This window comes from Micromonospora sp. NPDC050686 (assembly GCF_040654475.1).
In the GTDB taxonomy this organism is placed as follows: domain Bacteria; phylum Actinomycetota; class Actinomycetes; order Mycobacteriales; family Micromonosporaceae; genus Micromonospora.
Map to the genome: position 1 here is coordinate 1 of NZ_JBFAID010000037.1, position 15039 is coordinate 15039.

10 protein-coding genes are annotated in these 15039 nt (G+C 70.7%); 9 read left to right on the forward strand and 1 reads right to left on the reverse strand.

Translation table 11 applies throughout. From position 1 onward, the window contains the following. Nucleotides 1-184: 184 nt before the first annotated feature. Nucleotides 185-1702 carry an RICIN domain-containing protein gene (locus tag AB0H57_RS21845; RefSeq protein ID WP_357509290.1) on the reverse strand — a complete coding sequence of 506 codons (1518 nt, stop codon included), beginning with the start codon at nt 1700-1702 and terminating at the stop codon, nt 185-187. Between the two features lie 815 nt (nt 1703-2517). On the opposite strand from AB0H57_RS21845, the gene araB reads away from it, so the two are divergent. The 9 genes from araB (at nt 2518) to AB0H57_RS21890 (ending at nt 15002) form a co-directional block, all read left to right on the forward strand. Further along, nucleotides 2518-4203: a ribulokinase gene (gene araB, locus AB0H57_RS21850; protein ID WP_357509177.1), complete on the forward strand. Its 1686-nt coding sequence runs from the start codon at nt 2518-2520 to the stop codon at nt 4201-4203. Beyond that, nucleotides 4200-4883: an L-ribulose-5-phosphate 4-epimerase gene (locus tag AB0H57_RS21855; RefSeq protein ID WP_357509179.1), complete on the forward strand. Its 684-nt coding sequence runs from the start codon at nt 4200-4202 to the stop codon at nt 4881-4883. The genes araB and AB0H57_RS21855 overlap by 4 nt, the downstream gene beginning before the upstream one ends. 105 nt (nt 4884-4988) lie before the next feature. Continuing rightward, nucleotides 4989-5987: an ABC transporter substrate-binding protein gene (locus AB0H57_RS21860; RefSeq protein WP_357509180.1), complete on the forward strand. Its 999-nt coding sequence runs from the start codon at nt 4989-4991 to the stop codon at nt 5985-5987. A gap of 89 nt (nt 5988-6076) precedes the next feature. Beyond that, complete coding sequence (locus AB0H57_RS21865; RefSeq protein WP_357509182.1) at nt 6077-7624, forward strand: sugar ABC transporter ATP-binding protein; 1548 nt, start codon at nt 6077-6079, stop codon at nt 7622-7624. Then, a complete protein-coding gene (locus tag AB0H57_RS21870) occupies nt 7621-8691 on the forward strand; it encodes an ABC transporter permease (RefSeq protein WP_357509185.1) in 1071 nt (356 codons plus the stop codon). The genes AB0H57_RS21865 and AB0H57_RS21870 overlap by 4 nt, the downstream gene beginning before the upstream one ends. Then, nucleotides 8688-9680 (forward strand): galactofuranose ABC transporter, permease protein YjfF, encoded by a 993-nt coding sequence (gene yjfF, locus AB0H57_RS21875; RefSeq protein ID WP_357509187.1) that lies wholly within the window; start codon nt 8688-8690, stop codon nt 9678-9680. The genes AB0H57_RS21870 and yjfF overlap by 4 nt, the downstream gene beginning before the upstream one ends. 26 nt (nt 9681-9706) lie before the next feature. Further along, nucleotides 9707-11209: an L-arabinose isomerase gene (gene araA, locus AB0H57_RS21880; RefSeq protein ID WP_357509189.1), complete on the forward strand. Its 1503-nt coding sequence runs from the start codon at nt 9707-9709 to the stop codon at nt 11207-11209. Nucleotides 11210-11519: 310 nt separating this feature from the next. Then, nucleotides 11520-13610, forward strand: a complete 2091-nt coding sequence (locus AB0H57_RS21885) for an RICIN domain-containing protein (protein ID WP_357509191.1) — start codon at nt 11520-11522, stop codon at nt 13608-13610. Nucleotides 13611-14012: 402 nt separating this feature from the next. Further along, nucleotides 14013-15002: a LacI family DNA-binding transcriptional regulator gene (locus tag AB0H57_RS21890; protein WP_357509193.1), complete on the forward strand. Its 990-nt coding sequence runs from the start codon at nt 14013-14015 to the stop codon at nt 15000-15002. Nucleotides 15003-15039 lie beyond the last annotated feature (37 nt).

The window sequence follows — 15039 nt, forward strand, 5'->3', positions numbered from 1 at the left end:
CCACCGCCACAGCCTGACCCCGGCGACGCCGCCCGGCTGACAGGCCGGACGGCGTGTCATCCATCACCGCGAACGTTCGTGGTCACGGCACTAGCGCTAACACCCGGCGAGACGGCCGGAGGCCGGCCCACCCCCTGCGGGTGGGGCCGACCTCCGGCCGTGCCGTGCGGTCGAGGCCCGCCGGTCAGGCCCGGCTCCACCGCTGATTGGTGTTGCCGTGACAGGACCACACGATCACCGCGGTGCCGTTCGCCGTGCCCGCGTTGTTGACGTCCACGCACAGGGACGGGAACCGGACGTTGCTGATCGTGCCGTTGCCGTTGAACGTCCACTGCTGGTTGGTGCCGCCGTTGCAGTCCCAGATCTGCACCCGGGTGCCGTTGGCCGCGTTGGTCGGCACCTCCAGGCACTTGCCGAGGATCCGCAGGGTCTGGCCGTTCTGGCTGATCTGCTGGTTGGGGTTGCTGTGGCAGTCCCAGATGAGGGTGCCGGTGCCGTTGGCGGTGTTGGAGTTGTCGAGGTCGAGGCAGCGCCCGGCCGACTCGCTGCGCAGCCGGAAGGTGCTCGGCGGCGGCGGCTCGGTGGTGCCGCCGCCGCTGACCCGGTACACCACCGTGCCGTGCGCCGGGACGCTCGCGCTGATCGCCCCGCTCGTGGTGCTGGTGCCGTTGGTCCAGGCGTCCCGCAGCGTGAACGAGCTGCCACTCTTGCCGATCGCCGCCGCCGTGGTGGAGACCGTCGTGGTGGAACTGCCCTGGTTGAACAGGGCGACCGCGACGTCGCCGTTGGCCAGCGGCTTGGCCAGGACCCGCCGGGTGCCGTCGTTGGACACCTGGACCGCCTGGCGGCCCAGGGTGTCCTGGTTGATGGCGATGAGCTGCTGGTTGCGCAGGATGGTCAGCGTCTCCGCGCTGGCCGAGCGCACGTCGTTGCCCATCATCAGCGGCGCCGCCATGATCGCCCACAGCGCGAAGTGGCTGCGCATCTCGGTGTCGGTCATGCCGCCGCGGCCGACCTCCAGCATGTCCGGGTCGTTGAACGCGCCCGGCGCGGCGTAGCCGGCCAGCGGCACGTTGACGTTGACGATGTTCTGGATGCCCATCGGGTAGCCGTTGGTCTGCCCGGTGTTCCACGCGTTGGTGATGTCCTCGGTGGTCCGCCACAGGTTCGCCACGTCGCCCCAGTTGCGCTGCGGCCCGGTCTTCTCGTGGACGCTGTTCGGGTTGATGCTGTAGACGATCGGCCGGCCGGTGGCGGCCAGCGCGTCGCGCATGATGCCGAACCTCGCCACCTGGTCGTTGATGGTGCCGGTGGGGGAGCACCAGTCGTACTTGAGGTAGTCGACGCCCCAGGCGGCGAACTGGCGGGCGTCCTGGTACTCGTGGCCGAGGCTGCCGGTGGAGCCGGGGAACGAGTCGAAGTACTGGGCGCAGGTCTGGTCCAGCGGTCCCTGGTAGATGCCGAACAGCAGACCCCGGGAGTGCAGGTAGTCGCCGAGCGCCTTCATCCCGCTCGGGAATCGCTGCGGGTGCCCCTGGAGATTGCCCTGCGCGTCGCGGTTCGGGTCGAACCAGCAGTCGTCGACGACGACGTACTTGTACCCCAGGTCGCGCAGGCCCTGGTTGACGATGGCGTCGGCCATTCCGCGGATCAGCGTCTCGTTGATGTTGCAGCCGAAGGTGTTCCAGGTGTTCCAACCCATCGGCGGGGTGCGGGCGACGCCGTTGTTCAACGCCTGCGCGGGGCGCGGCGAGACGACCACGCCGGTGACGGCCGACGCGAACGTCACCGCCAGGGCCGCCAGTACGGCCGTGAGCCATCTTCTAGGTCTACGCACGGTTCCTCCTTGCCGGAAGATGCGGACGCGTCGTTGGCTGCCACCGGCCGTCGGGGACGGCGGGGCGGTGCGGTCGATGTCGACTCCGACGAACCCTCCGTCCGGCTCCCGGCTGGTCCTGGTGGTGGCCATCCGGTCGTCGGCGGTTGCGCCGACGGCGACAGGGGGGATCGCCCGTCGCCCGGCCCGGCAGGATCGGGGTCGACAGCCGCGTGGCTGCCCGGTGGCCGACGCGATGATGCCGGCCATGTTATCGATGACATCAACAATTGTAAATCGAGAGACGCCCTGTCCGGGGTGTCGACGCGGCGGCCGGATCGGGCAAGGAAGGCCAGCTCATTGCCGATGAGCATGGTGCCTGGCGCGGCGCGGTCGACCCGGGTCCCGTCGCTGCGACGGGCCGTCGGGTGGATCACTGCGGCAACAAGATGTTCTCGCTAACAACGGTACCTGCCGGGAGGCGGCCCCGTCGACCCGTGGCCGGCTCCCGGTTCGTCCGAATCGTACGGACGCTCCGGGCCCGTTGCGTGGTGGCTCCGCCCGGGGTGGGCGGGTGTGCCGGCCCGCGACCGGGTGGGCGCTGAAGGTGGTCGTTCCGTTACTGAGCTGTTGCCGGCGGGTGTCTTGACGACGCTGGATGTGAGCGTTAACACTAGGGCCGTCTTCGTTCGGAGGTGGTCATGAGCAGTGTGGACGGTGCGGACGAGCGGTACGTGGTCGGAGTCGACTACGGCACCCTCTCCGGACGGGCCCTGGTGGTGCGGGTGCGCGACGGCGCGGAGGTCGGGACCGCGGTGCACGAGTACCGCCACGGGGTCATCGAGTCCGCGCTGCCGGACGGCGGGCCGGCGCTGCCCCCGGACTGGGCGCTGCAGGACCCGGAGGACTACCGGGACGTGCTGCGCCACGCCGTGCCCGCCGCGCTGACCGCCGCCGGCGTCGACCCGTCCCGGGTCGTCGGGATCGCCACCGACTTCACGGCCTGCACGGTGCTGCCGACACTCGCCGACGGCACCCCGCTGTGCCAGGTGCCGGAGTTGCGCGACCGCCCGCACGCCTGGGTCAAGCTCTGGAAGCACCACGCCGCCCAGCCGCACGCCGACCGGATCAACGCGCTGGCCCACGAGCGACGCGAGCCGTGGATCGGCCGCTACGGCGGGAAGATCTCCGCCGAGTGGCAGTTCGCCAAGGGGCTGCAGATCCTGGCCGAGGATCCCGACGTCTACCGACGCGCCGAGCGCTTCATCGAGGCGGCCGACTGGATCGTGTGGCAGCTGTGCGGCGCGGAGACCCGCAACGTCTGCACCGCCGGCTACAAGGGCATCCGGCAGGACGGCCGGTACCCGTCGCGGGAGTACCTGACCGCGCTCCACCCGGACTTCGCCGACTTCGTGACCAAGCTGGACGGCCCGCTGCTGCCGCTGGGCGACCGGGCCGGCTCACTCACCGCCCGGGCCGCCGCCTGGACCGGTCTGCCGGAGGGCATCGCCGTGGCCGTCGGCAACGTCGACGCGCACGTCACCGCCGCCGCCGCCCGGGCCCTCGACCCGGGCCGGCTGGTGGCCATCATGGGCACCTCCACCTGCCACGTCGTCAACGGCCGCGACCTCGCCGAGGTGCCCGGCATGTGCGGCGTGGTCGACGGCGGCATCAGCCCCGGCGCCTGGGGCTACGAGGCCGGGCAGAGCGGCGTCGGTGACATCTTCGGCTGGTTCGTCCGGCACGCCGCCCCGGCCGGGCTGGACTCGCACGAGCGGCTGACCGAGCTGGCCGCCGCCCAGCCGGTCGGCGCCCACGGGCTGGTGGCGCTGGACTGGTGGAACGGCAATCGTTCCCTGCTGGTCAACCACGACCTCAGCGGCCTGATCGTCGGGCTGACGCTGGCCACCCGGCCGGCGGACGTCTACCGGGCGCTGCTGGAGTCGACCGCGTTCGGCACCCGCATGATCATCGAGGCGTTCGTCGAGGCCGGGGTGCCGATCACCGACCTGGTGGTGGCCGGCGGCCTCACCTCGAACCGCCTGCTGATGCAGATCTACGCCGACGTGACCAACCGGCCGCTGAGCATCATCGGTTCCGCCCAGGGGCCGGCGCTCGGGTCGGCCATCCACGCGGCCGTCGCCGCCGGGGCGTACCCGTCGATCCACGAGGCGTCGGCGGCGATGGGCCGGGTGCACGAGGCCGCCTACCGGCCGGATCCGGCGAACGTGCGGGCGTACGACGCCCTCTACGCCGAGTACCGCGCGCTGCACGACCACTTCGGCCGCGGCGGCAACGATGTCATGCTCCGCCTGCGGGCGATCCGTAACGCGGCCGTCGAAGCGGGCGCGGCGCAGGCCGACACGGTTCTGGAGGTGGTCGGATGAACACCGACGTGACGGGGCAGTTGAGCGCGCTACGGGAGTCCGTGGCCCGGCTGCACGCCGAACTGACCCGGTACGCCCTGGTGGCGTGGACCGCCGGCAACGTCTCGGCGCGGGTCCCCGGCCAGAACCTGATGGTGATCAAACCCAGCGGGGTCGACTACGACGACCTGACGGCGGACGCCATGGTCGTCTGCGACCTCAACGGCAATGTGGTCGACGGCGGCGGATCCCCGTCCAGCGACACCGCGGCGCACGCCTACGTCTACCGGGCGATGCCCGAGGTCGGCGGTGTCGTGCACACGCACAGCAGCTACGCCACCGCCTGGGCGGCCCGGGGCGAGGCGATCCCGTGTTGGCTGACCGCCCAGGCCGACGAGTTCGGCGGGGAGATCCCGGTCGGGCCGTTCGCGCTGATCGGCGGGGACGACATCGGCAAGGGGATCGTCAGCACCCTGTCCGGGCACCGCTCGCCCGCGGTGCTCATGCGCAACCACGGGGTCTTCACGATCGGCAAGGATGCCCGCGCGGCGGTCAAGGCCGCGGTGATGTGCGAGGACGTCGCCCGCACCGCCCACCTGGCCCGCGCGCTCGGCCAACCGCTGCCGATCGCGCGGGCGGACGTCGACTCGCTGTACGACCGGTACCAGAACGTCTACGGCCAGCGCCCGACCACCGGGTGACGGCTGGCCGCGGACCCGCTGACCAGCACCACCTCATCCCACCACCACACCCCGGCCGGCCGCCCGCGGGCGGTGCGGTCGGCCATCCAACCCCGAGGAGAACCGATGAGAACCAGGAGAACGGCACGCAACGTCATCGCGGTGCTCGCCGCCGCACTGCTCGCGGGCAGCGTGGCGGCGTGCGGCAACAGCGACACCGGCGGCAGCGGCGGGGAGGGCGGCGACGGGAAGATCGTCATGGGCTTCTCCCAGGTCGGCGCGGAGAGCGGCTGGCGGACGGCGAACACCACCTCGATCAAGGAGGCCGCCGCCGATGCCGGTATCGAGCTGAAGTTCGACGACGCCCAGCAGAAGCAGGAAAACCAGATCAAGGCGATCCGCAACTACATCCAGCAGAAGGTGGACGTGATCGCCTTCTCGCCGGTGGTGGAGTCGGGCTGGGACACCGTCCTCAAGGAGGCCAAGGACGCGGGGATTCCGGTGATCCTCACCGACCGCGCCGTGGACTCCGCCGACAAGTCGCTGTACAAGACCTTCCTCGGCTCGGACTTCGTCAAGGAGGGCCGCCTGTCCGGCGAGTGGCTGCTGGAGAACACCAAGGACGCCACCGGGCCGGTCAACATCGTCGAGCTCCAGGGCACCACCGGCTCCGCCCCGGCCAACGACCGTAAGAAGGGCTTCGCCGAGGCCATCGCCGCCAACCCGAACCTGAAGATCGTCGCGTCCCAGTCGGGTGACTTCACCCGGGCCGGCGGCAAGCAGGTGATGGAGCAGTTCCTCAAGGCGAACCCGAAGATCGACGTGCTCTTCGCGCACAACGACGACATGGGCCTCGGCGCTCTCGAGGCGATCACCGCTGCCGGCAAGGTGCCCGGCAAGGACATCACCATCATCACCATCGACGCGGTGAAGGACGGCATGCAGGCCCTCGCGGACGGCAAGTTCAACTTCATCGCGGAGTGCAGCCCGCTGCTCGGCCCACAGCTGATGGACCTGGCGAAGAAGGTCCACGCCGGCGAGGAGGTGCAGCCCCGGATCGAGACCGAGGAGACCACCTTCACGCAGGAGCAGGCCAAGGAGGCCCTGCCCAACCGCAAGTACTGACCGGCGCCGGGGTCGCCGTCCCACCGGACGGCGGCCCCGACCCGTCGCTCGTTCCCGTGCCGAACCACCAGCCAGAAGAGGTCCGATGGATGACGGATAGCCCTCCGGTCCTGACGATGACCGGGATCAGCAAGTCGTTCCCGGGAGTACGCGCGCTGCACGACGTGGACTTCCGGCTCTTTCCGGGCGAGGTCCACGCCCTGATGGGCGAGAACGGCGCCGGCAAGTCCACCCTGATCAAGGTGTTGACCGGCGTCTACGGCATCGACGAGGGCACCATCACCCTCGCCGGTGAGCAGGTCGCCTTCAGCGGGCCGATGCAGGCCGCCGCAGCCGGCGTGAGCACCGTCTACCAGGAGGTCAATCTCTGCACCAACCTGTCGGTGGCGGAGAACATCTTCATCGGCCGGGAGCCGCGCCGGCTCGGCGCCGTCCGGTGGCGTGAGGTCCGCCGGCGGGCCCGCGCGCTGCTGGCCCGCCTCGACCTCGACCTCGACCTCGACGTCGCCGCGCCGCTGGGGTCGTACTCGCTGGCCGTGCAGCAGATGGTCGCCATCGCCCGGGCGATCGACGTACGGGCCCAGGTGCTCATCCTCGACGAGCCGACGTCCAGCCTGGACGCCGGTGAGGTCGCGCAGCTGTTCCGGATCATGCGGCAGCTGCGCGACGAGGGGATCGCCATCCTGTTCGTCACCCACTTCCTCGACCAGGTGTACGCCGTCGCCGACCGGATCACCGTGCTGCGCAACGGCGCCCTGGTGGGCGAGTACCCGACCGGGGAGCTGCCGCAGTTCAGCCTCGTCGAGAAGATGATCGGCAAGGAACTCGACGCGCTGGAGCGGCTCGACGAGCACCCCAAGCGGGCGGTCGCCGCCCAGTCCGCCGGGGCGCCGCTGGTGGAGACCTCGGAGCTCGGCCGCAAGGGCGCCGTCGCCCCGTTCAGCCTGCGCATCCACGCCGGCGAGGTGGTCGGCCTGGCCGGCCTGCTCGGTTCCGGGCGTACCGAGGTGGCGCGGCTGCTGTTCGGGGCCGACCGCGCCGATCACGGCCAGGTGGCGGTCGACGGTGGCCGGGCGTCGCTGCGCACCCCGGTCCAGGCCATCGACCGCGGCGTGGGGTTCTGCTCGGAGAACCGGCGCGCGGAGGGCATCGTGCCCGAGCTGTCGGTGCGCGAGAACATGATCCTCGCGATGCAGGCGGCGCGGGGCTGGCTGCGGCCGATTCCGCGCCGTCGCCAGGACGAGCTGGTCGACCGGTACGTCAAGGCGCTGAGCATCCGGCCGGCGAACCCCGACCTGCCGGTCCGCAACCTCTCCGGCGGCAACCAGCAGAAGGTCCTGCTGGCCCGGTGGCTGATCACCGAGCCGCGGCTGCTGATCCTCGACGAGCCCACCCGCGGCATCGACATCGGCGCCAAGACGGAGATCCAGAAGCTGGTGGTCCAGCTCTCGGACGGCGGCATGGCCGTGCTGTTCATCTCCGCCGAGTTGGAGGAGGTGCTGCGGCTGAGCCACCGGGTCGCCGTCATGCGCGACCGGACGATGGTCGCCCAGCTCGACAACGACGACACGCTCGACGCCGATCGCGTCATGCAGACCATCGCCAGCGGAACCAACCGGGAGGAGGTGAACCGATGAACCCCACCGCAGGCCGGCTGCGTGCCCTGACCGGGCACCGGCTGTTCTGGCCCGCCCTGGTGCTCGTGCTGATGCTGGTCGCCAACACGGTCTACCGGCCCGGCTTCCTGACCGTCGAGGTCAAGGACGGGCACCTGTACGGCACCCCGATCGACATCCTGCGGCTGAGCGCACCGTTGATCCTGGTCGCCCTCGGCATGACCCTGGTCATCGCCACCGGCGGCATCGACCTGTCCGTCGGCTCGCTCTGCGCGATCAGCGGCGCCATCGCCTGCCTCTACATCAGCAAGGCGCCCGACCAGAACAGCCCGGCCACGGTCGGCACCGCGCTCGCCCTGGCCCTCGGCACCGCGCTCGTGCTCGGCATGTGGAACGGCGTCCTGGTCGCCGTCATCGGCATCCAGCCCATCATCGCCACGCTGATCCTGATGGTGGCCGGCCGGGGGGTCGCCCAGCTCGTGACCGAGGGGCAGATCATCACGATCAACTCCGGTCCGTACCGGGCGATCGGGCTCGGGCACTTCCTGGCCCTGCCGCTGGCGATCCTCATCGCGCTGGCGGCGGCGCTGCTCGTCGCCGCGTTCACCCGCCGCACCGCGCTCGGCCTGATCGTCGAGTCGGTGGGCGGCAACGCCGAGGCGAGCCGGCTGGCCGGCATCCGCTCGGGTCGGGTCATCTTCCTCGTGTACGTGGTCAGCGCCGCCTGCGCGGCGGTGGCCGGCTTCATGATGACCGCCAACGTGTCCAGCGCCGACGGCAACTCCGCCGGTCTCTGGGTGGAACTCGACGCCATCCTCGCGGTGGTCATCGGCGGCACCTCTTTGGCCGGCGGCCGGTTCTCCCTCAGCGGGACCATCCTCGGCGCACTGATCATCCAGACCCTCACCACCACGGTGTACGCCATGAACATCTCGCCGCAGACGTCCCTGCTGTTCAAGGCGGTCGTCGTCATCGCCGTCTGCCTCATCCAGGCGCCGGCGTTCCGGGCCAGGTTCGCCCGGCGCCGCAGCGGCCCGACCTCCGGGCCGGCGGCGGCTGCGCGGGAGAAGGAGCAGGTGCCGGCATGAGCAGCACGTCGTTGACCAGCGGCCGGGCCTGGCGGCCCACCCTGCCCCGCCGGCACGTGCCGGTCCTGGCCACCCTCGCCCTGCTGCTGGTGATGTACGGCATCGGGGTGTCCCAGTACCGGGCGTTCTCCAACGTGCAGGTCGTCTTCAACGTCTTCATCGACAACGGCTTCCTGCTGGTCGTCGCGGTCGGCATGACCTTCGTGATCCTCACCGGCGGCATCGACCTGTCGGTCGGGTCGGTGGTCGCGATGACCGCGATGGTGTCGGCCGCGCTGCTGCGCGACGGCCTGCCCCCCGCACTGGTGCTGGTCGTCGCGCTGCTGATCGGCCCCGTCCTCGGTTTCCTGATGGGCTGCGCGATCCACTTCTTCGAGATCCAACCGTTCATCGTCACCCTCGCCGGCATGTTCTTCGCCCGCGGCATGTGCACGTTCATCAGCGGCGGTTCCATCCCCATCACCGACGGCTTCTGGACCGCCATGTCGCAGGAGCGCATCGGCAACCCCGCGGGCAACTTCGTGTCGATCAGTGTGCTGATCGCGTTCGCGGTGGTCCTCGTCGCCGCGTACGTGCTGGCGTACACCCGGTTCGGCCGCAGCGTGTACGCCATCGGCGGCAACCCGCAGTCCGCCCTGTTGATGGGGCTGCCGTTGGGCCGGACCCGGATCGCCGTCTACACGGTCAGCGGGCTGTGCTCGGCCATCGGCGGCATCCTGCTGTCGTTCTACACGCTCTCCGGCGCCCCGTTGATCGCCGTCGGCATGGAGTTGGACGTGATCGCCGCGGTCGTCATCGGCGGCACGGTGCTCACCGGCGGGTCCGGCTACGTGTTCGGCACCATGCTCGGCGTGCTGGTGCTGGGGGTCATCCAGACCCTGATCACCTTCGACGGCAGCCTCAACTCCTGGTGGACAAAGATCGTGATCGGGGGGCTGCTCTTCGCCTTCATCCTCCTCCAGCGCCTCATCGGCATCCGCTTCAAGTGACCGCCCCTCTCGCGGAAGGCAACAAGATGGCAACACACCCCCAGCCCGAGGTCTGGTTCCTCACCGGCAGCCAGGGGCTGTACGGCGAGGACACGCTCCGGCAGGTCGCGGACCAGTCCCGGCAGATCGCGGCGCGGCTCGACGAGGCACCGGACATTCCCGTCCGGGTGGTCTGGAAGCCCGTCCTGACCTCCAGCGCGGACATCCTCGCGGCCTGCCGGGACGCGGCCGGGCAGGGGGTGGTCGGGGTGATTGCCTGGATGCACACGTTCTCGCCGGCCAAGATGTGGATCGCCGGGCTGGACGCCCTCCGGACACCGCTGCTGCACCTGCACACCCAGGCGAACGTCATGCTGCCGTGGGACGACATCGACATGGACTTCATGAACCTCAACCAGGCCGCGCACGGCGACCGCGAGTTCGGGTACATCCAGACCCGGCTCGGCGTGGCCCGCAAGACCGTCGCCGGCCACGTCTCCGACCCCCGGGTCGTCGGGCGGATCGGTGCCTGGGCCCGCGCCGCCATCGGCTGGTCGGCGGTGCGGTCGCTGCGGCTGGCCCGGTTCGGGGACAACATGCGCGACGTCGCGGTGACCGAGGGTGACAAGGTCGAGGCGGAGCTACGCTTCGGCGTCTCGGTCAACACCTACGGCGTCAACGACCTCGTCGCGGTGGTCGACGAGGTGTCCGAGGCGCAGGTGGACGACCTGGTCAAGGAGTACGACGACACGTACCGGATGGATCCGCGGCTGCGTACGGGCGGGGAGCGGCACGACTCCCTGCGGTACGCCGCGCGCCTGGAGATCGGCCTGCGCACCTTCCTTGACGACGGCGGCTTCCGGGCGTTCACCACCAACTTCGAGGACCTCGGCGGCCTGCGCCAGCTGCCCGGCATCGCGGTGCAGCGGCTGATGGCCGACGGGTACGGGTTCGGCGGCGAGGGCGACTGGAAGACCTCGGTGCTGGTCCACACGCTGAAGGAGATGGCCGTCGGCGTGGAGGGCGGCACCTCCTTCATGGAGGACTACACCTACGACCTCAAGCCGGGCGAGGAGGTCGTGCTCGGCGCACACATGCTGGAGGTGTGCCCGAGCATCGCCGCGGACGTGCCGAACGTGGAGGTCCATCCGCTGAGCATCGGCGGCCGGGAGGACCCGGTGCGGCTGGTCTTCGACGCGGCGGCGGGCCCGGCCGTGGTGCTCGGCATGGCGGACATGGGGGAGCGGTTCCGGCTGGTGGCCAACGTCGTCGACGTCGTCCCGCCGCCGCACCCGCTGCGCCGGCTGCCGGTGGCCCGGGCGGTCTGGCGGCCCCAGCCGCATCTCGCCGGTTCCGCGGAGGCGTGGATCACCGCCGGCGCTCCCCACCACACCGTGCTCTCGCAGGCGGTCGGCGTGGAGGAGCTGCGCGACCTGGCCGAGATGAGCCGGACCGAGCTGGTGGTCATCGACGCGGACACCGACCCGTACCGCTTCGCCGACGAGCTGCGCTGGAACCAGGCGTACTACCGGCTCGCCCGGGGGTTCTGACCGCTTCGCACCGGGTGGTGCTCTATCGCCGAGGGCGGGGAGCACCACCCGTTCGCGTCCGGGTCCCGCCTCCGGTGTTACGTCTTGACTAACGTCGTGTTATCGCTCACAGTCGATGGATAGGACGGCCGACATCTCTGGTTGGCCGGGCCGAGGAGCGTTCTACCGCAGTCCCACGCGTCGCGCGCCGCCCTGGGCAGGAGGCGCAGTTGTTAGCGATCACATGCGGTGTGACCGCGGCCCGGTTCGAGCCGGGCGCACCGGGCTGGCGGCCGACGGACTTCCCCGAACCTGTCATCGAAGGAGGATCATGGTTGCCATCGGTGGGCTCTCGCGGGCCGTGGCGCGCCGGCGTGGCCGGCTGTCGCGGGTCGCCGCCGCCGTCGCGGCGGTGGTGCTGGGTGGCGCCCTGGTGGGCGTCGCACCGTCGCCGGCGTCGGCGGCGACGGTGGACACGAACGCCTGGTACGTGTTGGTGAACCGGAACAGTGGCAAGGCGTTGGACGTCTACAACCAGGCGACGAACGACGGGGCGCGGATCACCCAGTGGACGCGGAACGACGGTGCCTGGCAGCAGTGGCAGTTCGTGGATTCCGGTGGTGGTTACTACCGGTTGAAGTCGCGGCATTCGGGCAAGGTGCTCGATGTGTACAACTTCTCCACGGCCAACGGCGCGTCGATCGTGCAGTGGAGTGACGGCAACGGCACCAACCAGCAGTTCCGGTTGGCGGACTCGGCCGGTGGTTACGTGCGGTTGATAAACCGCAACAGCAACAAGGCGGTCGAGGTGCAGAACGCCTCCACCGCAGACGGTGGCAACGTGGTGCAGTACGACGACTGGGGTGGCAACAACCAGCAGTGGCAGTTGGTCCGGGTCGGCGACAGCGGCAACCCCGGCCCTCCGAGCGGGAACTTCACCAACCCGGTGGTCTGGCAGGACTTCGCGGACGTCGAGGTGATCCGGGTCGGGGACGTCTACTACATGACCGCCTCCACCATGCACTACTCGCCGGGCGCGCCGATCCTGCGCTCCTACGACCTGGTCAACTGGGAGTTCGCCGGGCACTCCGTACCCCGGCTGGACTTCGGCACGAAGTACGACCTGCCCCCCGGTCAGCAGGCGTACGTGGACGGCATCTGGGCCTCGACGCTGAACTACCGGCCGAGCAACCGGACGTACTACTGGGCCGGCTGTATCGACTTCGCCCAGACCCACATCTACACCGCCTCGGCCGTCGACGGCGCCTGGAGCCGGCTCACCACCATCCCGAACTGCTACTACGACGCCGGCATGCTGATCGACGACAACGACACCATGTACGTCGCGTACGGCAACGGCACGATCAGCGTCGCGCAGCTCTCCGCCGACGGGCGCACCCAGGTCCGGTCCCAGCAGGTCTACCAGACGCCGTCGAGCATCGGCACCCTGGAGGGGGCCCGCTTCTACAAGCGCAACGGCGCCTACTACATCTGGCTCACCCGCCCGGCCAACGGCCAGTACGTGCTGAAGTCGACAAACGGCCCGTTCGGCCCGTACGAGCAGCGGCAGGTGCTGCTCAACCTGCCGGGCCCGATCTCCGGCGGCGGGGTGCCCCACCAGGGCGGGCTGGTGCAGCTGCCGAACGGCTCCTGGTACTACATGGCGTTCACCGACGCCTTCCCGGGCGGCCGGATGCCGACGCTGGCTCCGATCACCTGGACCGCGGACGGCTGGCCGCAGGTGCAGACCGTCAACGGCGCCTGGGGCGCCAGCTACCCCAACCCGCTGCCGCTGCGACCGGTCAAGCCGCTCACCGGCGTGGACACCTTCGCCGGCACCACGCTCGGCCCGCAGTGGGAGTGGAACCACAACCCGGACAACAGCCGCTGGTCGGTGAACAACGGGCTGCGCCTGGAGACCGCCACCGTGACCAACGACCTGTACCGGGCCCGCAACACCGTCACCCACCGGATCCAGGGTCCGACCTCGACCGGGACGGTCGAGCTCGACTACTCGACGATGCGCGACGGCGACCGGACCGGACTCGCCATGCTGCGCGACGTCTCGGCCTGGATCGGGGTCCGGCGGGACAACGGCGCGACCCGGGTGGTCATGACCAACGGGCTGACCATGAACAACAGCTGGGACACCGCCAGCACCGGCAGCGAGATAGCCAGCGCACCGATCTCCGGCGGGCGGATCTGGTTGCGCGCCAACGCCGACATCAGACCCGGCTCGGGGCGGCAGGCCCGCTTCTCGTACAGCACGGACGGCGTCAACTTCGTCTCGCTGGGTAACGCCCTGACACTCAACAACAACTGGACATTCTTCATGGGCTACCGGTTCGCCATATTCAACCACGCCACCCAGGCCCTGGGCGGCGCGGTGACGGTACGCCGGTTCGAACTGTCGACGCCGTGAGGTTGCTCACCGTACGGTCCTCGGCCGGGCCCGCCGAGAACGGCAACTGACGCTGCCGAAAGGCCTGTTCCGCATGCCTCTGCAGGGTGTGGAACAGGCCTTTCGGTAATCCCGGCGGCATTGGCCCGGAGCGCGCCGGGCGTTGGCAGCGGTACCGCAGGAATGGTGTCCGCCAATTCGCCGGCGGGCCGATATGGGGCCGTCAATCCGTGGGCTCCGTGGCGCTCGGACCCGCACCGGAACTGGCGTAGACTGTCGGCGATCCAGTGCCGGCCACCGGCGGAGCCTGCTCCGACGTGGCGGCAGCGGGAGCGGGATTGGGCACCGCTCCGCCCCGGTCGACGTCGACGGGCCGCGGTCCCGCCCGGCGTGGGAAAGGGAGTGGCCGTGCGCGGTCCTGCGATGACTGACGTGGCCCGGCTCGCCGGTGTCTCGCACCAGACGGTGTCCCGGGTGTTGAACGGGCATCCCAACGTACGCGAGCAGACCCGGCTGCGGGTGCAGGCCGCCATCACCGAACTCGGCTACCGGCCCAACCGGGCCGCTCGGGCGCTGGTCACCGGCCGGTCCCAGGTGATCGGCGTGGTGGCTCAGAACACCACCCTCTACGGCCCGGCGTCGCTGCTCGCCGCCCTCGAACAGGCCGCCGCCGAGGCGGGCTTCGCGGTCAGCGTGGGCAGCGTCCGGGATCTCGACCACCGGTCCATCTCGGCGGTCGTCGAGCGGCACCTGGCGCACCGGGTCGCCGGGGTCGTGGTGATCGCACCCGTCGAGTCGGCCGGCGAGGCCCTGGCGCGGCTGCCCAAGGACGTCCCGCTGGTCACCGTCGACGGCGACCCGGACGGGCCGGTCCCGCTGGTGACGGTCGACCAGGTCGCCGGCGCGCGGGCCGCCACGCAGCACCTGCTCGACGCCGGGCACCGTACGGTCTGGCACGTCTCGGGGCCTTCGGACTGGTTCGACAGCGCCGGCCGGATCCAGGGCTGGCGGGAGGCGTTGCAGGCGGCCGGCGTTGAGGTCCCGCCGCTGGTGCCGGCGGACTGGTCGGCGGCGGCCGGCTACCGGTGTGGTCAGATGCTGGCCCGGATGCCCGAGGTCACCGCGGTCTTCACCGCGAACGACCACCTCGCCCTCGGCGTGCTGCGCGCCCTGCACGAGCACGGCCGCCGGGTGCCCGACGACATCAGCGTCGTGGGCTTCGACGACGTGCCGGAGGCCGCATACTTCATCCCGCCGCTGACCACCGTGCGGCCGGACTTCGCCGCGGTGGCCCGGGCCAGCCTGGAGATGCTGCTGACCCAGATCGAGACGGTCAGTGGTGGCGCCCTGCGACGCACCATCGCCCCGAGGCTGGTCGCCCGCGGCAGCGTCGCCGGGCCGCCCCGCCGCTGAGCATGGCCGACCCTCGGCCCGCCGAAGCGCCGGGCCG

Excerpts from the sequence above, each read along its gene's own strand:
- AB0H57_RS21845 (WP_357509290.1), bottom strand. The coding sequence starts at position 1,702 with ATGGGTTGGAACACCTGGAACACCTTCGGCTGCAACATCAACGAGACG.
- araB (WP_357509177.1), top strand. The coding sequence starts at position 2,518 with ATGAGCAGTGTGGACGGTGCGGACGAGCGGTACGTGGTCGGAGTCGAC.
- AB0H57_RS21855 (WP_357509179.1), top strand. The coding sequence starts at position 4,200 with ATGAACACCGACGTGACGGGGCAGTTGAGCGCGCTACGGGAGTCCGTG.
- AB0H57_RS21860 (WP_357509180.1), top strand. The coding sequence starts at position 4,989 with ATGAGAACCAGGAGAACGGCACGCAACGTCATCGCGGTGCTCGCCGCC.
- AB0H57_RS21865 (WP_357509182.1), top strand. The coding sequence starts at position 6,077 with ATGACGGATAGCCCTCCGGTCCTGACGATGACCGGGATCAGCAAGTCG.
- AB0H57_RS21870 (WP_357509185.1), top strand. The coding sequence starts at position 7,621 with ATGAACCCCACCGCAGGCCGGCTGCGTGCCCTGACCGGGCACCGGCTG.
- yjfF (WP_357509187.1), top strand. The coding sequence starts at position 8,688 with ATGAGCAGCACGTCGTTGACCAGCGGCCGGGCCTGGCGGCCCACCCTG.
- araA (WP_357509189.1), top strand. The coding sequence starts at position 9,707 with ATGGCAACACACCCCCAGCCCGAGGTCTGGTTCCTCACCGGCAGCCAG.
- AB0H57_RS21885 (WP_357509191.1), top strand. The coding sequence starts at position 11,520 with ATGGTTGCCATCGGTGGGCTCTCGCGGGCCGTGGCGCGCCGGCGTGGC.
- AB0H57_RS21890 (WP_357509193.1), top strand. The coding sequence starts at position 14,013 with ATGACTGACGTGGCCCGGCTCGCCGGTGTCTCGCACCAGACGGTGTCC.